Below are 24,045 nucleotides of genomic sequence, written 5' to 3' on the forward strand. Positions count from 1 at the left end.
TCAGGCTCTAGCGGATACCAATGGCGCGGTCAGCCAAAAGCCGCATGTCACCCATATTGTCGAGGAAGGCGGTGACAGCGGCGTCGGCATCCTGCGTCTCGGTCTGCTCGGCGGACACCAGGATGGCGACGGCGCGCTGGTCCCCGCCCAGCAGCCGGGCCTTGAGCGTGGCGAGCTTGACCGCGGGCTTGCTGCCGGTCGGCGCGCCTCCCCCCACGGCATAAGCGCTCACGACATGGCGCACGACCGGGCCGGGCGCGGTGATCTGTTCGCCCAGCGCGCCGGCGGGCGCGCGAGCGGGCGAGGACCAGACCCATTCGCTGTCGGGATCGGCCGCGCCCTGCGCGAAGCCCACCAGTTCGCGCCCCTCCGCCTGCCGCGCATAGGTGGCGATGGCGATGTCCACCACCTGCCCGCGCGCATTGCGATAGCGGGCGGTGACGAAATGATCCGCGCCGTCGAAACGCGGCCGCCAGGGATAGGCCTGGGGCGCGTCGGTGCGGGTCCAGCCGGATATGGTGGGCAGGGCAAGCGTCGGCGGCAGCGGCTCGGCGGTCGCTGCGGTCCCGGCAAGCCAGAGCGGCGCGGCCACGACCAGCGCCAGTGCGCCCCCCGCGACGAAGGACAGCGGCTGCCCGCGCACAGTCGCCGCTTGCAGCGCGCGCGGATCGAACCAGGGATCGCCGGGCTTGCGATCGAAAAAGGGCCAGGCGACGGCCATGACGATGATCATGATGATGGCGAAGAAGACCCAGCCATAGACGACATGGTCGAAACCCACCGCCGCATCGACGGTGGTCAGGTGCGCGACCAAAATGGTGGCATAGGCGCGCACGCCATTGGCTAGGATCGACAGGCCGAGCGCCCCGGTAAGGAACAGGATGCGCCGCCGCCAGCTTCGGAAGCAGACATTGCACACCAGCACCCCATAAGCCGCCATGGCGATCAGGAATTTCGCGCCCGAACAGGCCTCGGCCACCTCGAAATAGCCGGTCGGCGTGGTGATGAAGATGCCCTCCAGATGCGCGGGCACGCCGGTGAGGTCGAGCAGCAGCATCGATAGGCGCGCGGTCAGCAATTGCAGCGGCGGGACCAGTTCCTCGCCAAAGGGCACCATGAAGAAGGCGTAGAAAAGCGGGAAGAGCAGCGCGCGCGCCACCGTCGGTCCCAGCAGCGCGATCGTCGCGCCCTGGAGCATCACCACCAGCGCGCCATGACGAAACAGCGCAACGCCCGCCGCCGCGCCGAGCAGCCAGACAAAGGCCCCCGCCCCCAGCCAGAGCAGCCCTGGCGCCCAGGCGACGGGCTGCAATTGGCGCAGGCCGGGCAGCCGCTGCTGCACCAGCCAGCCGATCAGCAGCGGCACGAACAGGCAGTGGCCAAAGGTCGACGCATTCCACCAGATCGATACCATGCCGATGACGTCGCGGTGGAACAGCGCCAGGATCGCGGCAGCGATCAGGCCGAGCGCGGACAGATGCGCGCGCCAACCATCGATGGCGGATGCGGAGGCCGGCTCGCGGATCATCGCGGCGTTCGTCATGCGGGCTGCATGTCGCCGCAGAGCATGGCCGGCAAGTCGGCGAGCGTCGCGCTCCAGCGATAACGCTGCTCCATCCGGGCGCGCGCGGCGCGGCCCATCGCCTGCGCGCGGGCAGGATCGGCCAAGAGATCAAGAACCGCCTGCGCTTCGCCGGCCGGATCGGCAGCGACCAGCAGATGATCGCCATGGGTGGCGTCAATGCCCTCGGCCGCCTGTGGCGAGGCAACGACCGGGCGCGCCATCGCCATCGCTTCCAGCACCTTGTTCTGGATGCCGCGCGCGATCCGCAGCGGCGCGACCACGACATCGGCGGCGGCAAGCCAACCGCGCACGTCGGGCACGCCGCCCGTCACGATGACGCCGGGCAGGTGGGACAGCGCCTCCACCTGCGGCGACGGATTGCGGCCGACGATGGCGAAGCGTGTGGTCGGATGGACTGCCTGCACACGGGGCAGCACATCGCGGGCGAAACTCTCCACCGCCTCCACATTGGGGCGATAGTCCATCTGCCCGGTGAAGACGAGCAACGGTCCTTGCCCGCTATCGACCGGGTCTAGGGCCGCGGCGGGATCGAAATAGTCGAGCGCAACGCCATTTTCGATGGCGATGACGCGATCGGGGCCAAGTCCCGTGGCATCGCGGAACAGCGCGGCTTCCGCTTCGCTCACGAAACTGGACAGGTCCGCGCAGGCGGCGACGCGGCGTTCGAAATCGAACAGCAACCGGCCTTCGCGGCGATTGACCCAGGCCATGGGGCCGCTGCCCTGCCGGCCATAGGCGGCATATTTGGCCGAATCGAAATCGACGAAATCCATCATGAAGCGGACGCTTGGCGCCAGTGGCGGCACAAAATGCGCCATTTGCGCGGAATAGGCGAACACCGCGCGGATCGGGCGGTCGGCCAGAGTCTGCCGCACCCATTGGTGCAGATCGGGATGGTCGAACAACGACACCAGCATCGACTGACGCTTGGCAAGGCCGGTGAGGCCCGCGACCAGCTTCGACCGGTCGCGCCGCAACACGCATTGGCTGGCGGCGACCTGCGCCAGATCGGCGGCCAAGCCCATATCGCGATCATCGTCGGCAAAGCAGCCGACATGCACCGGCGCGACCTGCGCCAGGCGCTTCAACATATGGCAGGAGCGAATCTTGTCGCCGCGATCGGGCGGAAAGGGAACGCGATGGCACAGGAACAGAATGTCGCCGCTCATCCCAGGCCCCGCGCGATCAGCGGGCCGATCAGGTTGGCGACCGGCAGCGGCAATTTCTTCCACAGATCGATGCGCCGCTGATATTTGGCGCTGTTGGGGTCGATATCGCGCGCCGCGCCGTGCGGCGACCAGGCATGATAGGCGAGCGGTACGGGTTCGAAGCCAAAGCTCTTCTTCCAAGCCGCCTGCCCGCTTCCGACCTTCGACCGGCCGAAATCGAAAATCTCCATGCCGCGCGCGCGGGCATGGCCCATCAGGCGAAAATAGAGGAGTTCGTTGGACCGCAGCCGCCGCGCGTCGCCGATGCCGCCGCCCCAAAAGGGCATGGCCCGGCCCTTATGATAGAGGGTGAGCACCGCCGACACGGCGCGATCCCCTTCGCGCACGATCAATATGTCGGCATCCTCGCCAAACTGCTCCAGCACCGCGCGGAACAGGCGCGCCGGAAAGACCGGCGTGCCAAGGTTGCGCACGCTGGTGGCGTACACGCGATAATGGTCGCGCAGATGCTGCCGCTCGCGCCCGACCTCGAAGTGCAGCGCGGAATTGGCGAGCGCCTTGCGCAATTCGGCGCGGTGCTTGCGCGGGATGGCGAGGAGTTCGGCCTCCTCGTCGGAAGCCAGCGGACGGGAAAAGCCCAGATGCTGCCCCTCGCGCGTCTGCCATTCGCCGCCCGGCGCGGGGCCGCCGCGCAGTTCGATGGCTATGTCGCCGCGATCGTGCGACAGGTCGCGCGCCGCCTGCGCCAGCATGGCGACAGCGCGCGCGTCATCGGCCAATATCCCGCCATCGACGGCAAATCCGCTCGACACGAGAGCCTGCCCGAACAGCGCGCTTTTCATATGATGCAGCGGCAGCAATCCGACGATGCGGCCAGAAGGGGCCACTGCCACCAGCATCAGCGCGCGGTTCCCCGTCGCCTCCTCGATCGCGCGCAGCCAGGCCGGGCGGTGAAAGGGCGTCGATTCCGCGTGGCCCAGGACATAATCCTCCGCCGCTTGCGCCTGCGCGCCATCGCGCAGGTCGAGCGTCGTGACGCTTAGTCCGGCGGCTGAACCCTGGATCATGCTGCGCGCGCGGCCTCCGCATCGGCCAGCGCGTCGACCCGCGTCCAGGCAAAATCGCGCGTCAGGCGGCGCAGCTTATCGGCCATGACCGACAGGTTGCTATAATGGCGCAGGCGCGATCGCAGCGGCGCGCCAGCGACTCGCGGCTGGCCGGGGTCGATTTCCCACGGATGGAAATAGATGATCGCCGGCCGCTTGGCCTCTTCATTGACCTGCCGGATCGCCCAGCGCGAAAAACCATAAGGCAGCAGACGGAAAAAGCCCCCGCCCCCGGCCGCGAGCGTGCGCTTGCCCCATTTGGCGGTCGTCACCGGCAGTTCGACAAGCGGCGAATCCGCGACCGGCTTCCAGGCGAAACGCGGCGAATCGGGCCAGCCATAATGATCGTGACGGATCGGGGCGACGCTGGAGGAATAGCGATAGCCTTCTTCCGCCAGGATCGCGTGCGCCCAGGGCGTGCGCGGATCGATGGAGAAGCTGGGCGCACGATAGCCGGTCACGGCCTGCCCGCTCGCATCCTCCAGCAATCCGCGCGCCTTGCGCAGGTCGGCGCGGAACTGGTCTGGAGTGAAGGTGAAGACGCGCGCATGGTCATAGCCATGGCTGGCGACCTCATGCCCCGCATCGACGATCCGCCGCATCAGCGCGGGATAGCGTTCCGCCACCCAGCCCAGGGTGAAGAAGGTGGCGCTGACACCTGCTTGCGCAAACAAATCCAGCACCGCGTCGGTGTTGCGCTCGACACGGTGGGACAGGCTGTCCCAGTCGGCGCGGTCGATCGTGCGTTCGAACGCGCCGACCTGGAACCAGTCCTCGACATCGACCGAAAGGGCGTTCCGCATGACGTTCCTATCTTCGTGGCGCGGCGCGGATCAGGCGACGGCCGCGTCCCGCACGACCTCGTCCATCCGGTCTTCCCGCTCGACCCATTCGACCAGCATGGTCAGCACGCGGCGCAGCGCGACATCATGCTCCTCCGCCCGGAATTCGAGCGAAGCCAGACGTTCCTCGATCAGGGTGAAGCAATCCTTGAGCGCATCGGGATCGATCGTCTGGGGCGGCGTGAACGGCGCGTGCGACTGCACGGCGCGCAGCGACGCGATTTCCGCGCGCAGGGCGGCGATTTCGTCCTGCATGTCACGGCGCAGGTCACTCATGCCCTCTGCCGGATCGGGCGTTGCCGCAACCGGCGCGGTCGCGTCGCCTTCGTCCAGCACCTTCTCATCGAAATGATCGAGCGATGTCTGCATGTCGGCGATCTCCGCATTCATGTCCCATTTGCCGTCCGCGATTGGCGCGGCTTCCGGCGTGGACCAGGACTCCGAGTCCCAGTCGGCCACGTCGGCATCCTCTTCCTCGCGCAGAGCCACGTCCGACGGCGGAGCGAAGGGCGCCCGGTCGGCGGGTGGCGCGAAGGGCGCGGCTTCGTCGATCGGGGCGTTTACGGCCGCATCGACAGGATCGACGAAGGGCGCTGGCTCCGTATCCTGGCCGGCCGCATCCACCGGGTCGCTTTCCTCCAGCGCGGTGAAGGGCACCGGGGTCCAATCCTCCTGCGCCTGCTCCTCCGGCACCGGGGCGTATTCCTCCTGCGAGGCGGCAATGTCACGGTCCCACACGGGGTCGTCGACCAGGTCGGCGGTTTCATCCGCCTCGACCGCCTTGAACTCCTCAGCGACTTCTGCTTGCACGAACGGCTGTGCATCCTCGTCGGCTTCGACTGTCTCCGCGATCATGTCCTCCTGCACGTCGTCCAGCGCGGAGGCGGCGATCGGTTCCGGCATGATATCGACGTCCAGCCCCATATCGGCCACCACCGCCGCTACCGCGTCGGCGTCGATCTCATGAATTTGCTCGATCGCGCCCAGCAGCAGGACGCGGCTGATCAGCGCATTCAAACGGCGCGGCACGCCGCCGGTCGCGGCATAGAGCGCGGAGAAGGAGGCGGGCGTGAAGGCGGGATTGCCGGTCCAACCGGCGATCCCCAGCCGATGGATCACATAGGGTTCGATTTCGCTCGGCAGCATCGGTTCCAGATGATGGGTGGCGATGACGCGCTGGCGCAACTGCTCCAGATCGGGCGAGCGCAGCAGGTCGCGAAACTCCGGCTGCCCCAGCAGGAAGATTTGCAGCAGCGACTGGCCGCCCAGCTGAAAATTGGACAGCATCCGCAATTCCTCGATCGCCGAAACGCTGAGGTTCTGCGCCTCATCGACGATCAGCAGCGACCGCCGGCCGGCGCGCGCCTGGCCATGCAGATAACCTTCGATCTTTTGCAGCGTCGCCGCCTTGGTATAGCCTTCGGTTACAAGGCCAAAGCTCTGCGCGGCAAGGCGCAGCATGTCGTCGCCCTCCACCTGCGTCGATACGATCTTGACGGCGGTCAGCCGCGAAGGATCGATCGTCTGCATCAGATGGCCGACCAAAGTGGTCTTGCCTGCGCCGATGTCGCCGGTGATGACGATGAAGCCTTCGCCCTGCGCCAGGCCATAGCCCAGATAGGACAGCGCCTTGCGGTGCGTCGCGCTTTCGAAATAATAATGCGGGTCCGGCGTCAGCTGGAACGGGCGGCCCTGAAGTCCGTAATAGTGCTCGTACATTAGCTCGTCTCCATGCCCCCAGGCGCTAGAAGCTGTAGCGCAGGCCAACCTGCCCCAGCGCGCTGATCACCGTGTCGATATCGTCTGCCTGAACCCCGTCCAGACCCAGCGAGGCGGACGCCGACAGGCGCCGGCTCAGCCCCTTGAAATAGCTGGTGAACCCGCCATAGTTCAGCACGTCCGGGCGGCCGCCGCTGGCGTCGAAATAATTGATGTAAGCGACGGTTTCCAGGCTGTCGCGATCGTTGAACGCATAGGTCATCGACCCATTGCCGAACCAGTTTTCGTCCCGCGATCCGCGCACCAGCACCATTTCGCCCTGCGGCGTAATGAACTTGCGCTGCGAATAGCCGGCGCCCAGGCCCCAGCCCCATTGCCCGCGCCGCAGCGCATATTGCGCCGCCACGCCGCGATAGCGGAAATTCGCCGCCGTGATGCCCGACAAGGCATCGTTGAAACATTGTCCCCCGCCCGTGACGGAGAAGGCGCAGCCGGTGATGTCGCCCGTGAAGGGATTGCGCGCAACGTCGAAATTGCTTCCCGACAGCGCCCCCACATTGGAGGTGATGACCCGCCCGAAACTGTCGATGCCGTCGAACACGACCAGTGCGAAATGGCTGTCCTGGCCCTGCCACAGGAAGCTGCCCTGATAGGTCATGCCGCCATAGCGTTCGCCCACCCGCGCCTGAAGCGAGGTGCGGCGGCTGGGCCGCCAGAGCACGCCGGCGTCCCAGATGATGTCGCTGAAATCATAGATCAGCGCGCGCGGCGAGCTGTTGTCGGTGACATAGCGGCCATTGCGGATGACCGGCAGGCCGTCTTCGTCCAACAACGGCGACCGCTGGCTGATCTGTATGTCTTCATAGCCGACACCCCCCACCAGGGCGACAGTGGGGGAAATCGGCACGGTAGCGTCCACCCGGCCCCAGGCGTCCTCGAACCGCTGATCCAGCTGCCGCGCATCTTCGCGGTCATAGCCCGCGCTCGCGGTCAGGCCGACGCCCGGCAGCAGCGTGTCAGGTGAAAAGCCGACCGATCCCAGCAGGCTGTGCGTCCAGCTGTCGGCGAAGGAACCATTGGGCTGCGCACCCGCGAAATTCTGGTCGACGCTGTCATCCACCCGCGCATAGCCCAGGCGATAGGAGGCATTGACGTTGAGATCGCCCAGTTGCGTCGTATAGGACGGCCCGGCATAGGCGGCCCAGACCTGGCTGGTATAAGTATCGCGCTGCGGCAGCGCGCCCGACAGGCCATCGGTGCGCACGCGGCTGGCAAGGCCCCCGGTCTGGAAGGTCAGGCCGCGCGCCACGTTGAAATTGGCGCTGGCGATGCCGCTCAACACATCCTGATCGACCGCCTGGCTGCCCCAGCCGAAGCTATGATTATATTGGGCGTCGATCACCGCTTCGACGCGGCGATTCTGCACTTCGGCGGTGATGCCGGCGGTGACGTTGGTGTAGGTCAGCACGTCGCCACCGCCCTTCAACGGCGCGGTCACAACCTGGTCGATGCCCAGATACGGCACGACATCGACGCGGCGATCGGCGCGCGACTCCTGCGCGGCGGCCGGGCTTGCCGCCAGCGCGGCGATGGCCGCAGACGCAAGCCAGATGGTGCGATGGAGCGTCATCCGCGCCCCTCCCCCTTGTCATGATAATGGCCGAAATGCCGTCCCGTCGTGAAGCGCGCGGCATTGAGCAGCAGGCGCACCTGCACCCCGCCCTTGAGCAAGGCGGCAGCTTCGCGCACCGCGCTTTCACTGGTCCGGTCGGCCTGCACCACCAGCAACGCGATGGCGGCATGGCCGGCCAGCACCGCGGCCGGCGACGCGCCGAGCAAAGGCGGCGAATCGAAGATCAGCACGCGTTCGGGCCGGCCTTCGGTCAGGCGCGCCAGCAAATGCTGAGTGCGGCTCGAGGTCAGATATTCGGTGTCATTGTTGCTGCGCTGCCCGGCGGACAGGACCGAAAGCGAGGGCAGGTCGGTGCGAACGATGCAATCCTCGATCGCGATCATCGGGTCGGCCAGCGCATCCATCAGCCCCGGACCGGGGTTGAGGCCCAGGCTCTGCGGAATCGACGGGCTGCCGAAATCGGCATCGACCAGCAGGATTTCCAGGTCCTTCTCCGCCGCCAGGCTGAGCGCCAGGTTGATCGCGCAAAAGCTCTTGCCCTCGCCGCTGTTGGGGGAGCAGACGAGGATGCGGTTGCCGCGCGGATTGTCGCGCAGCTGCGCCAGCAGGTCGCGCTTAAGCAGCCGGAATTCCTCGCTCATCACGGTCACCGGGCCTTCGGGCAACAGGAAGCCGCCCTGCGCCAGCGCGTCGCGGTCGATCGGCTGCACCGGGCCCGTCCAGGCCGGCGCGCGCGTGACCGGCGCATCGGGCGCGCCCGGCGCAACCGGCACGTCGACGGGCGGCGGCAGCGGCGCATCGGCAGGCACATCGACCGCCGGGGCAGCGCGCCCCTTCAGGGCAGCGGAGAAGTCATAAATCTGGGTCGCGCGCTCTATCAGCGATCCGCGGCCCTTGATGGAGCTATGCTGGTTCATGGGATCGCGCTCCTTCACGCCATGCCGCGCTGGACAAATTCGACCGCGATCAGCAGCAGGCAGACGCCCGCCAGCCCTCCGCTCGCGGCGGCAAACCATTTCATGCGCTGTTTCTCAACCGCTTGCTGGGCAGCGCTGCGCACCTGGCTGATCGAGCCGGCGACCGGCAGGCCGATCGCCCGCTCCAGCCGCGCGGCGGTGGAAAAGCTGCCCTTGAGTTGGCCTAGGGCAAAGGCGACGCCAATGCCGGCGGCGATGGCGAGCACGAGCACGCCCAGCAGCAGCAGCGGACGGTTGGGTGCGGTCGGCGCGGTCGGCGTGCTGGGCGGCTGGATCACGCGGAACTGCACCGCGCCGGTTTCGGTCTTCACCTCGCCGCGCAGGCGGATTTCCTCGCGGTCGGCGAGCAGCTTGTCATATTGGGTCTTGAGAACCTCATAGTCGCGGTCGAGCTTTTCCTGCTCCGATGCGATACCCGGCTCATCGACCTGGCGTGACATCATCGCGTTGAGATCGGCCTGAAGCTGCGCCTTGCGCGCCTGGAGCGCCTGCACCGTGGCGGCGCGTTCGGCCTGCATCGACTTGATCGACAGATAGGCGGGATTGGGCGTGCCGCCGCCGCTCGCGCTACCGCCGCCGCCGTTCTTGCGCAGCGCCTCGACCTCGCGCTGGGCGGCGATGACGTCGGGGTGGTTGTTGGTCCAGCCGCGCGCCTTCATTGACGCGAGATTGGCCTGCGCCTGCGCCAATGCCGACGGTCCGCCCGAAGCGCCCACGCCCGGCAGCGTCTGCGGCGTCCCGGCCAATTGGCCGTTCATCGCCGACAGCGCGCTTTGCGCCTGCACCAGTTGCGAATCGATGGTGTTGATCTCCATCCGCGCCGCGTCCATGCGCTGGCTGATGGAGCCCGCGCCCGGCAGCAGCCCGGCATAACGCTGGGCAAATTCGATGCGACGCTGGTCGGCGGCCTCCAACTGCTTGGCGCGGCCAGCGATCTGCTGGTCAAGAAACGCCAGGCTCTGCTTGGTTTCGCGGCGGTCGCCCGACAGATTTTCCTCCTGGAAAATGTCGATCAGCTTTTGCACCACCTGCTGCGCGATGCGCGCATTGGCGCCGTCCGACAGACTCGAATCGGCCGAAATGGCGCTGATGTCGATCATGCTGGGATCGGCCTGCGCCATCACGCTGATGTTTTCGCGCAGCGTCGTGATCTTGGCGGCGATGTCGCGCGGGCCGGACACGGACTGCGACAGGTCAGTGCCGCGCACGACCTTTTCCAGATTTTCCGCGCTTGCCAGCGTGCTGCGCAGCCGGTCGAGATCCTGTTGCGACTGGACTTGGGTGATACCCATGCGGTCTTCCAGCAGCGACTGGGTGTTCACATAGACCCGCGCCTTGGACTGGTAGCTGTTGGGGATGAGCGCGACGCCCAGCCAGCCAAGCATGGCGACGCCCCAGGCGACCGCCAGCGCCACCCAGCGCCGGTTCCATATGCCGTGCAGCAGCACGAGCAGTTCATCGTAAAGGCCCGCCATGGTCAGAACATGCTTTCAGGGATGATGATGACGTCGCCGGGGGCCAGCATGACATTGGCCTTGGTGTCGCCACGCTTGAGCAGGTCGTTGAGGCGGACCTGATATTCCTTCTGCTTGCCGGTTTCCTTGTCGAAGCGGACCAGGCGCGCGCGGTTGCCCGCGGCAAATTCGCTGAGGCCACCGACCGCGATCATCGCATCGAGCAGCGTCATGTTGGCGCGATAGGGGATGGAGGCCGGCTTTTCCGTCGCCCCCACGATCCGCACCTGCTGGCTGAACGTGCCGCTGAAATTATTGACGATGACCGACACCAGCGGGTTTTCGATATATTGCGAAAGCGCCAGCTTGATGTCGTCGGCCAGCATCTTGGGCGTCTTGCCCACGGCCGGCATGTCGGTGATGAGCGGCGTGGTGATCCGCCCGTCGGGCCGGACCTGCACCTTTGCGCCCAATTCCGGGTTGCGCCAGACGAAGATGGTGAGGTCATCGAGCGGGCCGATGACATATTCCTCGCCCGGCCCCTCCTGCGTGGACACGAAGGATGCCGGCGGCAGTTGCGGCCCGGACGGCGCGGAGGCGCAGCCCGACAAGGCGACGGCGGGCAGCGACACCCCCATCAGGAACTTGGAAACCGACACGAAACGCATATTCTCACCCCTTGCCGTGCCCCGGTGCGCCCCGCCACCAAGGAGTGACAGCGGCAGGAACGCACGGGCTTTGGGCAATGTCATGCCGGTAAAGGGTAAAGATAGCGTTAGGAGTCAAGTCATTCGACTATCACCCAAGTAAAAGCTCCCGTGCGGGTGGATGTCCCAAAAAGGCCATCGGGCTCGCGGATGCTCCATAGGCACCGGCCAGAAATATCGCGATCAGGTCGCCTTCGCTGATTTGCGGCAGCGCAACCTTTTCGCCCAGCCGGTCGATGGGCGTGCACAGACAGCCCACAATCGTCACGGGATCAAGGGCCGGTGCGGCATCGAAACGACTCGCGAGCGCGATCGGATAGTTGCGGCGGATGACCGTGCCGAAATTGCCGCTGGCGGCGAGCTGATGATGCAATCCGCCATCGACGACGACGAAGCGCTCGCCCTGGCTGTCTTTCACATCGACCACGCGGGTGAGATAAACGCCCGCTTCCCCTACCAGCCAGCGCCCCAGTTCCAGCGCGAATCGGCTGCCGGCCAGGATAGGCGGCCGCGACTCCAGAGCCCGGCTGAGCGCTACGCCGACCGGGCGAATGTCGAGCGGGGTGTCGCCGGGGAAATAGGCAAGCCCAAAACCGCCGCCCAGATTGACGAGCGGCGGCGTCGCGCCGACCTCCTGCGACAATCGCGCCGCCAGGGCGATGGTCGCGGCCTGCGTGTCGATGATCGCCTGCGCGTCCAGATTCTGGCTGCCCGCGAAAATATGCCAGCCGCGCCAATCCGCACCCGCGTCAATGATCCAGCGCGCCAGCGCCGCCGCGCGGTCGGCGTCGACGCCGAAGGGCTTGGCCCCGCCGCCCATGCGCATGCCTGATCCTTTAAGGTCGAAATCGGGATTGACCCTTATGGCAAGACGGGGTTGCTTGCCGATCGCCTCCCCCGCCGCGATCGCGCGGCGCGCTTCGCCTTCGGACTCCAGATTGATAGTGACGCCGGCGAAAATGGCGGCGGTCAGTTCATCCGTGCGCTTGCCCGGCCCGGCGAAGCTGATGCGATCAGGCGCCATGCCCGCTTCCAGCGCCATGTCCAATTCGCCACCCGACGCGATGTCGAAGCCGTCCACCTGCACCGCCATGCGGCTCAACAGCGGGGCGAAGGGATTGGCCTTGATCGCATAATGGAGGTCGATCCCGGCCGGCATGGCGTCGCGAAAGCGCTGCACCTTCGCCTCCACCAGCGCCATGTCATAAACGAACAGCGGCGTGTCGCCCGCTTCATCGACCAGGCTTTCCGCACCACAGCCGCCAATCAGCAACATGCCGTCTTCGCATCCGAACCCGGACGGAATGGGTCCCATCGGCTTCATGCGCCCTGCTCCCGCGCCAGCGCCACCCGGTCGATCTTGCCATTGGGGTTGCGGGGAAACTGATCCAGCATGACGATGTCCCTGGGCTGCATGAAATTGGGAAGCTCGCGTTTGAGGTGCGCGGCGACGGCGCCGGGTACATCATCCCCCTGCCCCCGCAGCAGCAACCGCACCGCCTGCCCCAGCCGGTCGTCCGCTATGCCCAGCGCCACGGCTTCGGCGACGCCGGGCACCGCGACGGCGGCCTCCTCTATCTCGGTCGGGCTGATGCGGTTGCCGGCGGACTTGATCATCGCATCGTCGCGGCCGACGAAATAGAGCAGGCCTTGGCCGTCCCGCCGCACCGTATCGCCCGACCACACCGCCACGCCGCCATAGCGGGATGCGGACGGCGCGGGCCGGAATCGTTCAGCGGTGCGCGGGGCGTCTTGCCAATAGCCCTGCGCCACCAATGGCCCGCAATGGACCAGCTCACCCGGCTCCTCATCGTCGGTGATACTGCCATCGGCGCGCACGACCAGAATTTCGGCAAAGGGGATTGCGCGGCCCATCGAATCGGGATGGCTGTCGACCAGCGCGGGCGGCAGATAGGTGGAGCGGAATGCTTCGGTCAGGCCATACATGGGATAAAGGTCCGCCTGCGGAAACAGCGCCCGCAACCGCGCCACCAGCGGTCGCGTCAGCGCCCCGCCGCTGTTGGTCAGCCGCTGGAGCTTCCCCGCCACGTCCGCCGGCCAGTCCAGTTCCGTCAATTGCACCCAGAGTGGCGGCACGCCCGCCAGCGTCGTGATATCGCGGCGATCCACCAGCTTCACCACATCGCGCGGCGTCAGATAATCGAGCGGGTAGACGCATCCGCCCGCATACCAGGTCGAAAACAATTGATTCTGACCATAGTCGAAGCTGAAGGGCAGGACGCAGGCGGTGCGATCATCGGGCGAAAGGCGCAGATAGTCGGCGACCGCGACCGCCCCCAGCCACAGATTGGCGTGGGTCAGCATCACGCCCTTGGGGCGGCCGGTCGATCCGCTGGTGTAGAGGATGGCCGCCAGCGCGCCCGGATCGGCCTGCGACGGGCCGATGCCATCCCCGCCGCTCATAGCGCAGGCGGCATCATCCTCACGGTGGACCTGGCACCCGGCCGGCACGTCACCGGGTTGCAGGCTCTCGACCCGCGCGCCCGTGCCGATCAGCATGGCGGCGCCGCTGTCTGCCAGGATATGCGCGACCTGACCATGTTTGAGCAGCGGATTGACCGGCACATGGACCAGCCCCGCGCGCGGCGCGGCGAGCGGCATCAGCGCCGCCACCGGCCCCTTTGCCATCCAGCTTGCCACCCGCGCGCCCGGCTCCAGCCTGAAGCCCGCAAGCCATCCCGCCAGCCGCCCCAGCGTCTGTTCCAGTTCGGCATAGCTATAGCGGCCCGACCGGCCGTCGAGCGCCGGCGCGGCAGGATCGGCCCGCAACAGCAGATGGTCGATCGGCAGGACCGCCGCGCCATCGATCAGGGACATGCTTTCAGCCACGGATGCTTAACGCCATGTGCAGAATTTTCTCCTAAAGCTGTGCTGGTTGGGGCGGAGATAGTCGGTTGCAGTCGCCAAGGGAATATCACAGCTTCGCCGATGTGCGACGCGCGCTCGGGCACAGGCCTGGCGCGCTGGACGACGTGCGCCTGTTCGACCGGCTCGACTGGATGGAATCGCTTCATCGCCACTGTTTCGCCGATGTGCCGCTTCGCGTCGTTCATTCAACGCAGGGACAAAGCGACGCCTGGCTGTTCCTTCTGGCGCTGGCGCGCGGACGGCTTGAGGCATTGGCCAACTATTACAGCTTCGCCTTTGCCCCTGTTTTTACAGGTGCACCGGACCCGGCGGCGCGGCGCGCGATGCTGCAAGCCATGGGTCGACATCTGCGCTCCAGCAGCGCGCGGATGAGCTTCTACCCCCTGGAAGACTGCGCCGAATTGCGTTGGGCGCTAGGCCGGGCGGGATGGTGGACCGTGCGCCGGACCATGGGCGGGCGCCATCTTCTCTCGCTCGATGGGCAGGATTTCGCGACCTACTGGCGCGCGCGGCCGGGTCGGCTACGCAATCTGGTCCGGCGCAAGGGCCGGGGCGATCCCTTCACGCTCACGATCCATGACCGGATGACGCCGGATCTGTGGGACGATTATGTCGCGGTGCAGGCGCGCAGCTGGAAATCGGTCGAGCCCGAAGGCGGCCTCGATTTCCTGCGCGATCTGGCCGAGCGGGAAAGCGCGGCCGGCAGGCTGCGGCTGGGGTTCGCGCGACAAGGCGGCCAGGCGGTCGCCACGCAGCTCTGGACGATCGATCGCGGCGTCGCGCTCATCCACAAGCTGGCGCATGACAAGGCGTTCGATGCCCGGTCGCCCGGCACCCTGCTCAGCCATGCCATGTTCCGCCATGCGATCGACCAGGATCGCGTGACGATGATCGATTATGGGACGGGCGACAATGGCTACAAGACCGATTGGATGGAGCGGCGCATCCCGCTCACCCGCGTCGATGCCTTTAACCCGCGCGCCGTCAACCAGTGGCCGGCCGCGGTACGGGCAATGATTTCCGCGCTTGTCGGCTAGGACGCGAAACTATAGTTAGGCGCGCATTATGCACGCCGCCCATCCTCAGCCGTCCGACCAGTCGATCCCTGTCGAAACCCAGATGCGGGCGCTGCTGCGCGACGCGCTTGGCCTGTCGCAGGACCGGGTCGATGCGTTTCATGCCGACACGCCTCTGTTCGGCGCATTGCCCGAACTCGATTCCATGGCGGTCGCAGGCTTGCTGACAGAGATGGAGGATCGCTTCGCCATCCTCATCGAAGATGAGGATATCGACGGCGATACGTTCGAGACTTTCGGGTCGCTCGTCGCCTTTGCGCGGGCCAAGGTCGGCTGACCCTGGCCCCTGCGCGCCGGACTTACGCGTCCACCAGTTCCTCGAAATCCTGCTCCGCCAGGAATTTCTCGACATCCAGCGCTGCCATGCAACCCATGCCCGCCGCCGTCACCGCCTGGCGATAAATCTTGTCGGTCACGTCGCCGGCCGCGAAGACGCCAGGGATAGCGGTATGGGTCGTGCCCTTTTCCACCAGGATATAGCCCTCATCCAGCGGCAGGCTGTCGGCGAACAATTCAGTCGCCGGGTGATGGCCGATCGCGACGAAGCCGCCATCGGTCGCCTCATGGCTCTTCTCGCCCGTCACCGTGTCAATGAGGTCGACGCCGACCAGCCCTTCGGGCGTGCCGCCACCCACGAAGCGTTCCACCGCCTTGTTCCACAGGATCTTGATGTTCGGATGGGCCTTGAGCCGTTCCTGCAAGATTTTCTCCGCGCGCAGCGAATCGCGGCGGTGGATCAATGTGACGTCATGGCTGTGGTTAGTGAGATACAGCGCTTCCTCGACCGCGGTGTTTCCGCCGCCGATCACCACGACCTTCTTGCCGCGATAGAAGAAACCATCGCAGGTGGCGCAGGCCGACACGCCCTTGCCCTGAAGATGCTCCTCGCCCTCGACGCCCAGCCACTTGGCCTGCGCGCCGGTGCAGATGACCAGCGTATCGGCGACATAGAGCGTGCCGCTGTCGCCGCGCAGCCGAAACGGGCGCTCGGACAGGTCGACATCGACAATCTGGTCATACATCATCTGCGCGCCGACATGCTCGGCCTGCGCCTGCATCTGCTCCATCAGCCACGGCCCCTGGATGACGTCGCGGAAGCCGGGATAATTTTCGACATCGGTGGTGATGGTCAGCTGACCGCCCGGCTGCATCCCCTGCACGACGATCGGCGCGAGGCCCGCACGTGCGCCATAGATGGCGGCGGACAAGCCGGCGGGGCCGGACCCCAGGATCAACATGCGGGTGCTGTGCGTGGCGGACATAAAAAGCCTTCAATCTGCGATTCGGATCAGGGAGGAGAGATAGGCAGCCCGGCGGTCTGCGCCAAGCGAAGGATTTGCTTGGGGCCGATGAAGCTGGTCTGCGGATGGGTCGCCGCCGCCAACGGAAAAGGGCCGGCGCGATCCGCACCAGCCCCTTTTCTCCCGTCGGCAAGGCGCGTTCAGTTGATCGTGCCGAGCTTCCCGATCGCGCTGTCGACCAGCGCCTTGTCGGACTGGGCATCATGGCCCTGCGCGATCAAGGTGGCGGCGGCGCTGGTGGCCGCGTTCACCGCCTTGGCGCGGATCGCGGCGATCGCGGCGCGTTCTGCGGCGCCGATCTTGTCCTCGGCCATTTTCTGGCGGCGCACGACCAGTTCCTCGGCATGGATGCGGGCGTCGTCGACCAGCACTTCGGCCTCATGCTCGGCGGCCTTGCGCATGGCGTCGGCCTCCCCGGCGGCAGCGGCCAGCTTGGCTTCATATTCGCCCTTGAGCGCCTCGGCCTCGGCGCGCAGGCGCGATGCTTCGGCCAGTTGCTCCTTGATCTGCGCGATCCGGCCATCGAGCGCGCCGCCGATCAGGGCGGGCACCTTCTTGACCAGCAGGATGAGGATGAACACCGCCATGGCGAGGCTCACCCAGGCGGTTGCGTCCATGCCCACCGCCTTGGGGTCGGTATGCGGGGCAACGCCTTCATGCGCGACGGTACCGACCGGCTCCAGCCCTTCGGCGTGGATCGCCTCGCCCAGCGAAGGGGCGGTCGCTTCGTGATGCTGTGCTGCTGCCTCAGCCATGGGCCAGTGCCGCCTTTACTGCGTTGCGGGCCGCTTCGTCCGATGCGTTCACGCCGGAAATGCGGGCCACCATGTCGCGCGCCGCATCGGCGGCGACGGTTTCGATTTCTGCCATGGCCGCGTTGCTCGCGGCCTGGATGCGGGCTTCGGCCGCGGCGATCATCGCCGCGACATCCGCGTCCGCCACGGCGATGCGGGCTTCCGACGCCTTGGCGGCGTCCGACTTCGCCTTGGCCAGCAGCGCCTGAGCCGCGGTGCGGCTTTGCGCGTCGCGGACCTTGTAATCGGCCTCGGCCTCATCGGCACGGGCGAAGGCCGCCTTGGCCGCGTCCAAATCCCCGCTGATCTTCGCGTCGCGTGCGTCTGCCGTGCCCTGAACCTTTGGCACCATGCCAAGGCCAATGACGAAGAAGACGAAGCCGAACGTCAACAGCAGCCAGAATATCTGGCTGGAATAGGTTTCGGCGATTTGCGCGATTTGAGGCATATTACGGGTCCGTCCGGTCAGAGGGCGGTCAAAATCAGGGAAGCGGGCGAGCGCGACATGATGGCCGCCCCGCCCGCCTCAAATGCGTGTCAGGCCACGAACACCAGGATCATGGCGATAACGAACGCCAGCAGACCCAGAAGTTCCGCCGCGGCGAAACCGATGAACAGGCGGCCCTGCTGGCCGTCGGCGGCACCCGGATTGCGCAGCGCGCCTTCCAGGAAGCTGCTGAAGACATTGCCCACACCGAGGGCGGCAATGCCCGCGCCGATCGCGGCCAGGCCAGCACCGAGCAGCTTTGCGGCTTCTGCGTCCATGTCGTAAACTCCCTTGTTAAACAGTCAAAAACGTTAAAGAAATTGGCGAAATATCAGTGCAGGTTCTCGGCATCGTTAAGATAGACCGAGGTCAGCAGCGCGAACACATAGGCCTGGATCACCGCAACCAGCACTTCCAGCGCACTGATGCCGATCATCAGGATGAAGCTGGCCGAACCCACGGTGAAGCCAAGCAGCGGAGACGCATTTGCGCTGTTGATGACGAAGCCGGCAAGCACCTTGAGCAGCACGTGGCCCGCGGTCATCGCGACGAACAGTCGCAGGCCGAGGCTAAATGGGCGCACCATGAAAGACACGAGCTCGATGAAGAAGAGCGGCACCACCATCAGCGCGGGCGTGCCATGCGGCACGAACAGCGAGAAGAAATGCAGGCCATGCTTCGCGAAGCCCACGATCAGCACGATCGAGAAGCTCATGATCGCCAGCACGCCCGTGGCGGTGAAATGGCTGGTGAAGGTGAAGGGGTGCAGCCCGAACAGGCCAAGCGGCAACAGACCCAGCAGGTTCGCCAGCAGGATGAACATGAAAAGCGAAAAGACGTAGGGGATATATTTGCGGCCCTTGTCGCCGATATTGGCGATCAGCAGGTTCTTGATGAAGCCGGTCATATATTCGACCGCCATCTGCCAGCGGCCGGGCACCAATTCGCGCTTCATGCCGCCGATCACGAAGATCCACAGCACGAGCGCCGCGAGCACCATGTAGAGCGCGCTGTTGGTGAAGGCGATGTTGAAGCCGCCAAGAGACAGATGATCCGTACCGAACAAGGGTTCGATAGCAAATTGATGCATCGGATCGATTTTGCCGGATTCTGCCACGTTGACCCCTGTAACGTTCACGTCTTCGGACTAAGATAAAAGCGCCCCTATTGGTCGGGACGCTTTACCGTCGTCAATCTGATGATGTTCCTGAACGCCGCCACGATCCCGAGACCGAGGAATACGAGCAGGAGCCATGGGGATGTGTCAAACAGCCGGTCCAGAACCCAGCCGATCAACGCACCGCCGACAAGACCGCCGATCAGTTCAGCAAGAACCCGGTTGCCCAGGCGCGATCCATCGTCCGCCTGCTGCTCCTTGGCCCCCTGCCTGACCTTTTCGGCATGTTCGGCCCGGGCGATCCGCTCCTCCAGCGAAGCGATCCGCGCGTCCTCCCCTGCCGGGTCCTGTCCGGGTGTGTCCGCTGCCATGGCATCCTCCGCGATCCTGTATCGCGGCGGCATGGCGCTTGCGGCTGCACCCGTCAAGGCGCGGCCCGTTTAGAAAGGGGATTGCGGATAGTCAACCATGGTTGGCGCCAAGACTTTCCCTACCATACGAAGGGATAAGAAAAGTCCACCAGCCAGGATGTGTCAGCCGCCCGACGCGCAATAGGATGGCAGCGCGATCGCCCCCGAACCCTTGGTCTGCCACGCGCCACCGCCGATGCGATAGGCCTGGCCGCTCTTCAGGCGGGTCAGTGTCTGGCAAGCCGTCGCGGCGGCGGCATCCTGCACCGTCACGCCCCGCTTGCCGGCAAGGTCGGTATAAACCTGCCGCCGCTTGATGTTGATTGATTCGACTTCCTTGCGCACGGTCGGGCTGACCGATCCGGCTACACCCATATAGCCGTCGGCCTGTTCGCCCACCGCGCCCGACGACAGAGCCGCCGCCAGATCGGGCGATTGCGCCTGCGCGCCGCCGGCAAAGCCAAGTCCACCCGCCAGCGCCATCGCGGCGGCGGCCATCCATGCGGATTTCACCATCTTGCGTGTCATTGCGGGAACAACTCCGGATTATTCTGGATAAGGTCCTGCGCATCGCGTTGCAGCTTGACGACGACTTCCTGCTGCACCTTGACGTTCAGGTTGATTTCGATCGGCTTGTCCGGGGCCTTCACCTGAATGCACCCCCCCAGCGCCACACCGGCAAGGCCGGCCATCATGATGCTCTTTATCTTCATTACGGCTCCCCGTTTATCGTCTTGTCGCTGTCCAGAGGCTGAACCGCAAGGGGTTGCGCGCTCTCTTCCCGCATCTTTTCCTGCGCCTGCTTGGCGATTTCGCCCTGCACCAGGTCCGACGGATTGATGAAGGACTGCGCGGTGCCCAAAAGTCCCCGGAAGGGCGCGGCGATCTTCACGTTGAAGATGAAGGGCAAACCGATGAAATTGCGCGCCAGTCCGCCCGGCGCCGCGCCCAGCCGGTCGCGATTGACGCCGTTGAACACGACATTCGTCACCATCTCGCCGTCCAGCGCCCCGTCCATCAGGATGGTGAGGCATTTATATTGCAGATTCTTGAGGGCGTCGAAGGCGACCTTGCCCATGACGCCGATATCCTCGTTCGACACCGGCCCGACATAGGATAGCGTGCCCCCGATCTTCGTGGGATCGCACGGGATGGTCGGCAACACGCCTTCGGGCATCAGCAGCGGCTCCATGCCTGCCTGCCGTGCCACCAGCACGCCGCCCGCCACGCGCCCGCCCCTGGAATTGAAGATTAGCGGCATGATGCCGTCGAAGGTGCCGGTCGCCGACACATTGTCCAATTCCATCGCCTGGATGAAGGACCCTGCGTCCAGCCCGATCACCCGGAACGTCAAATAGCGATCGACGTCGGCGCTGAAATCCATCGTTGTCGGCAACAGCACCAGCTGCCCGCCGGAAAAGGGCCAGCCGCCCCCTTCGACCCGCACTTTCTGCCCCGCTTCCAGCCGGTAGCGCACGACGCCGTCGCGCACCTCGACACCCGGATTGACCGACTTGATCGTCACTTGCTGGCCCGGCGCCGTCACCAGGCCGATAAGGTCGGTGAAGCGAATTTCTCCGCTCAACCCTTCGACCGGGCCGAAGGCGGCGGCCAGACTGGCGTTGTCCGTGCGGAAGGTGCCGGTGCTCGTCACCTTGTCCCCGGTCCAGTCGATCCGCCCGTCACCCGTCACCCCGGCCCGCACATTGGCGACGACGCCCAGCGCCAGCGGCGTAAGCTCATCGGGTTGCAGCCCCGCATCGAACGTCAGGTCGGGCACCTTGAGGTCCGCATGGCCCGTGCCTCGGCCAAGGTCATGCGCAATGTCGACGGTGGCGACCCGCGCGCCCTTCCCCGGCGCGGTCAGCGTGCCGGTGGCGGCGATCCGCCCATCCTTGAGCGAAAGCGCGAAGTCGGGCACCGACAGCGGGTTGAACCGCGCCTGCGCCTGCGAATCGCGCACCGTCATCGCCGCGTTGAGGCTGAGCGTCCCGTCCGCAAAGCGCCACTCTCCCGCGCCCTGTTCGACAATCAGCGGCACGGCGCCGATCCGGCCACCGGCACCCTTGAGCGTGCCGGCAAAGCCACCCTTCGTCATCGCGCCATCCATCGCCGCGGCAGTCAGGCGCACGGGCGCGTCCCCCTGCCCGATGGTCAGCGCCGGGTTGTCCAGCGCGAAGCCTGGCTTGCCCAGCAGCATGCGCGCATGATTTGCGGTCAGCCGCATCGGACTGTCACCGCTGCGTCCGGCCAGGTCGACCTCTTTCAGATCGACGCCGCCCGATACGCCTGCGGGGCCCACGGCGAGCATCGCTCCACCGACTGGGCACAAAGTCTGGTGCGTCTGCCCCAACGCGAAATTGCCATAGTGCGCCTCGACCAGCGACAGCGGCACGCAATCGGGATTGACCGAAACCGCGCCATTGGCAGCAACCCGGCCAGTGACTGGCAGGCTAAGGCCGCGCAGCCGTCCGTCCGGCAACGGGCCGTCCAGCCGCATCGCGGTCCGGAACCGGGTCGCACCGTCGGACTCAGCAGAAAAGCGCACCCGATCAAGCGCCAGCCGCGCATCGCCGGCGCTGTAGGGATCGACAAATAATTCGCCGCCAAAGCCGCCGCCCGGCCGCCGCGCCAGACGCAGCGCGGCACGGGGAAGACCGCCCCCGTCCGCCGTGATCGCGCCATCAAGCGCCCAGTCGATGCCCGCCGCCTTGCCTGGCCAGGCTATCGTCATCTGCCCGCCTTGCGCAATGGCGATACGCGCGCCGCTGCGCGCATCAAGGGCGGCGTCGGTGATCGCCAGACTGCCCACGCCCGCTTTCTGCACCAGCGCCAAAGTGGTGCTGATCCGATTGCCCGCGCCCGCACGCTCCACCGCGTCCGCCAGCTTCGCCGCCAGCGGCGCGACCGGCGTGCCCGCAGCCCCGCTGCGCAACCCACCGAATGGATCACGCCCCGGCAGGCGCAGATTGTCGCCGTTCAGCTGTCCCTGGAATCGGGTTTCCGGACCGATCGCCCATTGCCCGGCCAGCGATGTGCGGCCCAGCAGCGCGCCGCGCCCACTCAATCCCGTCGCATCCAGCCGCATTTGTCCGGTCGTGCGCGCGACGCTGCCGTCAAAATCGACGCGTGCCCTGGGTGAGGCCAGCACCATGCCGCCCCCGCGCAACGCCTTGCCCGACAGGTCGGCGCGCCCGGTCCAGCGATCCAGCGCCTGCCCCAACGTCAGGTCGATGCGCCCGACCGGTTGCGCCAGCGCCGCGCCGGCATTCCGGCAGGCCAGCGCATCGGCGGTGACTGGCCCGGCCAGACGCGGCTTCCCGCCGTCCATCGCAATATCGAGCGACGCGCGCATCATGGTGAGCGCGCATCCCGCCATCGCCGCGCGGGGCATCGCAGCCGCCAACTGCCCCCGGAAGCCCGACTGGAGATTGCCCGAACCGTCCATTTCCATGCCGACCGGGCCGACATCGGTATCCAGCGTCATGCGCGCATCAGTCAGCGCCACCGTGATGTCCGGCAGGCTGAACGGCGCCGTCGAATTGGGATCGCGAAACTGGTCCAGATCGCCCAGTTCCAGCACGCCGTCATGCAACGATCCGCGCAGCCGCACGCCGCCTGCCCTGACGGCGGCCACCTTTGGCGTCAGGCCGGCAAAGGCGATGTCCACCTCCACCCAGCGCGCGGTCAGGTCGGGGCGGGCAGGATCGCCCAATATGATATTTTCAATCCGCTGCGTGCGCAGGCCGACATCGACCAGGTCATAGCGCGCCTGAACGCCCCGCCGGTTGAGTTCACGCGTAACGAAATTCTCGGCGATCGGCGCGCGCTGCGTCCACAGGCCGGCCAGCAGCAGCGCCAGCGACCCCGTACCCACGCCCAGCCAGCGCAGCCATGCCCGGCGAACCGCTTCTTCGCCGTCTTCTTCTTCCATGCCTATGGCCAACCCCGGCTTCGCTGCGACACTGATGATCCGTAACGGGATCATAACGTCCCGTCGCTCCTAAATATCCTTGCCCCGTGATTCCGCAACGCATAGCGTCGGGTCCACAGGTTCAGGGGACAGGAATTTGGCCGAACAGGATGCGAAAGCCGCGCATGACGGGGCCGGGCACCGCGCCCGCCTGCGGCAGAAACTGGCCGATGCTGGCGGCGAAGCGCTGCTGGATCATGAACTGATCGAATATCTGCTGGCGCTCGCCATCCCGCGCCGCGACACCAAGCCGTTGGCCAAGCTGCTGCTGCGGGAATTTGGCGGCATCGGCGGCCTGATGACCGCCGACTGGCAGGCGATCGCCCGCGTACCCGGCATGGGCGACACCAGTGTCGCCGCGATCAAGATCGTGCAGGCGACCGCGCTGCGGATGCTGCGCAACGAGGTGGCGGCGCGGCCCGTGCTCGCCAACTGGCAGGCCCTGCTCGACTATCTGCGCGCCGACATGGCCCATCTGGGCGTCGAGCGGGTGCGGGTGCTGCACCTCAACAGCCGCAACATGCTGATCCGCGACGATCATATGGGCGACGGGTCGATCGACCAGGCGGCGATCTACACCCGCGAAGTCATTCGCCGCGCCATCGACCTGGGGTCGGCGGCGCTGATCCTGGTGCACAATCATCCGTCCGGCGACCCATCGCCCAGCCGGCAGGATATCGACGTCACCCGGCAGATCATCGACGCGGGCAAGCGGCTTAACATCAGCGTCCACGACCATGTCATCATCGCGGGCCAGGGCCATGTCAGCCTGCGCGCCAAGGGCCTGCTCTAGCCCCCGCCGCGCG

The 24,045-nt window shown here is 66.3% G+C and carries 22 protein-coding genes and 1 pseudogene; 3 read left to right on the top strand and 20 right to left on the bottom strand.

Annotation, left to right across the window (positions count from 1 at the left end; genetic code table 11):
• Positions 1-7 precede the first annotated feature (7 nt).
• The 11 genes and pseudogenes from xrtA to LL253_RS10155 form a co-directional block, all read right to left on the bottom strand.
• The gene (gene xrtA, locus LL253_RS10105; protein ID WP_228227110.1) at positions 8-1,543 is read right to left on the bottom strand and encodes an exosortase A; all 1,536 of its coding nucleotides are present in this window, start codon (positions 1,541-1,543) and stop codon (positions 8-10) included.
• Positions 1,540-2,754: a TIGR03087 family PEP-CTERM/XrtA system glycosyltransferase gene (locus LL253_RS10110; protein WP_228227111.1), complete on the bottom strand. Its 1,215-nt coding sequence runs from the start codon at positions 2,752-2,754 to the stop codon at positions 1,540-1,542. The genes xrtA and LL253_RS10110 overlap by 4 nt, the downstream gene beginning before the upstream one ends.
• Positions 2,751-3,821: a FemAB family XrtA/PEP-CTERM system-associated protein gene (locus LL253_RS10115; RefSeq protein ID WP_228227112.1), complete on the bottom strand. Its 1,071-nt coding sequence runs from the start codon at positions 3,819-3,821 to the stop codon at positions 2,751-2,753. The genes LL253_RS10110 and LL253_RS10115 overlap by 4 nt, the downstream gene beginning before the upstream one ends.
• Positions 3,818-4,663, bottom strand: coding sequence for an XrtA system polysaccharide deacetylase (locus LL253_RS10120; RefSeq protein ID WP_228227113.1), 846 nt, complete (start codon positions 4,661-4,663; stop codon positions 3,818-3,820). Before LL253_RS10120 ends, LL253_RS10115 begins: the two co-directional genes overlap by 4 nt.
• 735 nt (positions 4,664-5,398) lie before the next feature.
• A pseudogene (locus LL253_RS10125) lies at positions 5,399-6,421 on the bottom strand (XrtA/PEP-CTERM system-associated ATPase); the annotation flags it as partial.
• Positions 6,422-6,446: 25 nt separating this feature from the next.
• Positions 6,447-8,051 (bottom strand): hypothetical protein, encoded by a 1,605-nt coding sequence (locus tag LL253_RS10130; RefSeq protein WP_228227114.1) that lies wholly within the window; start codon positions 8,049-8,051, stop codon positions 6,447-6,449.
• Positions 8,048-8,971 carry a P-loop NTPase gene (locus tag LL253_RS10135; RefSeq protein WP_037542805.1) on the bottom strand — a complete coding sequence of 308 codons (924 nt, stop codon included), beginning with the start codon at positions 8,969-8,971 and terminating at the stop codon, positions 8,048-8,050. The genes LL253_RS10130 and LL253_RS10135 overlap by 4 nt, the downstream gene beginning before the upstream one ends.
• 14 nt (positions 8,972-8,985) lie before the next feature.
• Positions 8,986-10,506 (bottom strand): XrtA system polysaccharide chain length determinant, encoded by a 1,521-nt coding sequence (locus LL253_RS10140; protein ID WP_228227115.1) that lies wholly within the window; start codon positions 10,504-10,506, stop codon positions 8,986-8,988.
• A gap of 2 nt (positions 10,507-10,508) precedes the next feature.
• Positions 10,509-11,153: an XrtA/PEP-CTERM system exopolysaccharide export protein gene (locus LL253_RS10145; protein WP_009822095.1), complete on the bottom strand. Its 645-nt coding sequence runs from the start codon at positions 11,151-11,153 to the stop codon at positions 10,509-10,511.
• A gap of 130 nt (positions 11,154-11,283) precedes the next feature.
• Positions 11,284-12,516 carry a pyridoxal-dependent decarboxylase, exosortase A system-associated gene (locus LL253_RS10150; protein WP_228227116.1) on the bottom strand — a complete coding sequence of 411 codons (1,233 nt, stop codon included), beginning with the start codon at positions 12,514-12,516 and terminating at the stop codon, positions 11,284-11,286.
• Positions 12,513-14,030, bottom strand: a complete 1,518-nt coding sequence (locus LL253_RS10155; protein ID WP_228227146.1) for an acyl-CoA ligase (AMP-forming), exosortase A system-associated — start codon at positions 14,028-14,030, stop codon at positions 12,513-12,515. The genes LL253_RS10150 and LL253_RS10155 overlap by 4 nt, the downstream gene beginning before the upstream one ends.
• A gap of 77 nt (positions 14,031-14,107) precedes the next feature.
• Here LL253_RS10155 and LL253_RS10160 point away from each other — a divergent pair, with 77 nt between their 5' ends.
• Together LL253_RS10160 and LL253_RS10165 are read left to right on the top strand one after the other, a co-directional pair.
• The gene (locus LL253_RS10160) at positions 14,108-15,118 is read left to right on the top strand and encodes a GNAT family N-acetyltransferase (RefSeq protein WP_228227117.1); all 1,011 of its coding nucleotides are present in this window, start codon (positions 14,108-14,110) and stop codon (positions 15,116-15,118) included.
• 28 nt (positions 15,119-15,146) lie between these two features.
• The gene (locus tag LL253_RS10165) at positions 15,147-15,434 is read left to right on the top strand and encodes an acyl carrier protein (RefSeq protein ID WP_009822099.1); all 288 of its coding nucleotides are present in this window, start codon (positions 15,147-15,149) and stop codon (positions 15,432-15,434) included.
• A gap of 22 nt (positions 15,435-15,456) precedes the next feature.
• Here the strand turns inward: LL253_RS10165 and trxB are convergent, their stop codons facing one another.
• The 9 genes from trxB to LL253_RS10210 all read right to left on the bottom strand — a co-directional run bounded on the left by trxB (position 15,457) and on the right by LL253_RS10210 (position 23,200).
• Positions 15,457-16,419 carry a thioredoxin-disulfide reductase gene (gene trxB / locus LL253_RS10170; protein ID WP_037542352.1) on the bottom strand — a complete coding sequence of 321 codons (963 nt, stop codon included), beginning with the start codon at positions 16,417-16,419 and terminating at the stop codon, positions 15,457-15,459.
• Positions 16,420-16,598: 179 nt separating this feature from the next.
• A complete protein-coding gene (locus LL253_RS10175) occupies positions 16,599-17,213 on the bottom strand; it encodes a F0F1 ATP synthase subunit B family protein (protein WP_228227118.1) in 615 nt (204 codons plus the stop codon).
• The gene (locus tag LL253_RS10180) at positions 17,206-17,700 is read right to left on the bottom strand and encodes a F0F1 ATP synthase subunit B family protein (RefSeq protein ID WP_228222899.1); all 495 of its coding nucleotides are present in this window, start codon (positions 17,698-17,700) and stop codon (positions 17,206-17,208) included. The genes LL253_RS10175 and LL253_RS10180 overlap by 8 nt, the downstream gene beginning before the upstream one ends.
• A gap of 89 nt (positions 17,701-17,789) precedes the next feature.
• Positions 17,790-18,017: a F0F1 ATP synthase subunit C gene (locus LL253_RS10185; protein ID WP_004207392.1), complete on the bottom strand. Its 228-nt coding sequence runs from the start codon at positions 18,015-18,017 to the stop codon at positions 17,790-17,792.
• Between the two features lie 53 nt (positions 18,018-18,070).
• Entirely contained in the window at positions 18,071-18,856 is a 786-nt protein-coding gene (locus LL253_RS10190; RefSeq protein WP_009822103.1) for a F0F1 ATP synthase subunit A, read from the bottom strand.
• A gap of 47 nt (positions 18,857-18,903) precedes the next feature.
• Entirely contained in the window at positions 18,904-19,227 is a 324-nt protein-coding gene (locus LL253_RS10195; RefSeq protein WP_037542806.1) for an AtpZ/AtpI family protein, read from the bottom strand.
• A gap of 162 nt (positions 19,228-19,389) precedes the next feature.
• Positions 19,390-19,794 carry a YdbL family protein gene (locus tag LL253_RS10200; RefSeq protein ID WP_228222898.1) on the bottom strand — a complete coding sequence of 135 codons (405 nt, stop codon included), beginning with the start codon at positions 19,792-19,794 and terminating at the stop codon, positions 19,390-19,392.
• Positions 19,791-19,979, bottom strand: coding sequence for a YnbE family lipoprotein (locus LL253_RS10205; protein WP_009822106.1), 189 nt, complete (start codon positions 19,977-19,979; stop codon positions 19,791-19,793). Before LL253_RS10205 ends, LL253_RS10200 begins: the two co-directional genes overlap by 4 nt.
• Complete coding sequence (locus LL253_RS10210) at positions 19,979-23,200, bottom strand: intermembrane phospholipid transport protein YdbH family protein (RefSeq protein ID WP_228227119.1); 3,222 nt, start codon at positions 23,198-23,200, stop codon at positions 19,979-19,981. Before LL253_RS10210 ends, LL253_RS10205 begins: the two co-directional genes overlap by 1 nt.
• Before the next feature lie 136 nt (positions 23,201-23,336).
• On the opposite strand from LL253_RS10210, the gene radC reads away from it, so the two are divergent.
• Entirely contained in the window at positions 23,337-24,032 is a 696-nt protein-coding gene (radC, locus tag LL253_RS10215) for a RadC family protein (protein ID WP_009822109.1), read from the top strand.
• Positions 24,033-24,045 lie beyond the last annotated feature (13 nt).

The organism is Sphingobium soli, from assembly GCF_020782245.1.
In the GTDB taxonomy this organism is placed as follows: Bacteria; Pseudomonadota; Alphaproteobacteria; order Sphingomonadales; family Sphingomonadaceae; genus Sphingobium; species Sphingobium soli.

Coding starts and splice junctions, on each gene's coding strand:
- xrtA (WP_228227110.1), bottom strand. CDS start 1,543: ATGACGAACGCCGCGATGATCCGCGAGCCGGCCTCCGCATCCGCCATC.
- LL253_RS10110 (WP_228227111.1), bottom strand. CDS start 2,754: ATGAGCGGCGACATTCTGTTCCTGTGCCATCGCGTTCCCTTTCCGCCC.
- LL253_RS10115 (WP_228227112.1), bottom strand. CDS start 3,821: ATGATCCAGGGTTCAGCCGCCGGACTAAGCGTCACGACGCTCGACCTG.
- LL253_RS10120 (WP_228227113.1), bottom strand. CDS start 4,663: ATGCGGAACGCCCTTTCGGTCGATGTCGAGGACTGGTTCCAGGTCGGC.
- LL253_RS10130 (WP_228227114.1), bottom strand. CDS start 8,051: ATGACGCTCCATCGCACCATCTGGCTTGCGTCTGCGGCCATCGCCGCG.
- LL253_RS10135 (WP_037542805.1), bottom strand. CDS start 8,971: ATGAACCAGCATAGCTCCATCAAGGGCCGCGGATCGCTGATAGAGCGC.
- LL253_RS10140 (WP_228227115.1), bottom strand. CDS start 10,506: ATGGCGGGCCTTTACGATGAACTGCTCGTGCTGCTGCACGGCATATGG.
- LL253_RS10145 (WP_009822095.1), bottom strand. CDS start 11,153: ATGCGTTTCGTGTCGGTTTCCAAGTTCCTGATGGGGGTGTCGCTGCCC.
- LL253_RS10150 (WP_228227116.1), bottom strand. CDS start 12,516: ATGAAGCCGATGGGACCCATTCCGTCCGGGTTCGGATGCGAAGACGGC.
- LL253_RS10155 (WP_228227146.1), bottom strand. CDS start 14,030: ATGTCCCTGATCGATGGCGCGGCGGTCCTGCCGATCGACCATCTGCTG.
- LL253_RS10165 (WP_009822099.1), top strand. CDS start 15,147: ATGCACGCCGCCCATCCTCAGCCGTCCGACCAGTCGATCCCTGTCGAA.
- trxB (WP_037542352.1), bottom strand. CDS start 16,419: ATGTCCGCCACGCACAGCACCCGCATGTTGATCCTGGGGTCCGGCCCC.
- LL253_RS10175 (WP_228227118.1), bottom strand. CDS start 17,213: ATGGCTGAGGCAGCAGCACAGCATCACGAAGCGACCGCCCCTTCGCTG.
- LL253_RS10180 (WP_228222899.1), bottom strand. CDS start 17,700: ATGCCTCAAATCGCGCAAATCGCCGAAACCTATTCCAGCCAGATATTC.
- LL253_RS10185 (WP_004207392.1), bottom strand. CDS start 18,017: ATGGACGCAGAAGCCGCAAAGCTGCTCGGTGCTGGCCTGGCCGCGATC.
- LL253_RS10195 (WP_037542806.1), bottom strand. CDS start 19,227: ATGGCAGCGGACACACCCGGACAGGACCCGGCAGGGGAGGACGCGCGG.
- LL253_RS10200 (WP_228222898.1), bottom strand. CDS start 19,794: ATGACACGCAAGATGGTGAAATCCGCATGGATGGCCGCCGCCGCGATG.
- LL253_RS10205 (WP_009822106.1), bottom strand. CDS start 19,979: ATGAAGATAAAGAGCATCATGATGGCCGGCCTTGCCGGTGTGGCGCTG.
- LL253_RS10210 (WP_228227119.1), bottom strand. CDS start 23,200: ATGGAAGAAGAAGACGGCGAAGAAGCGGTTCGCCGGGCATGGCTGCGC.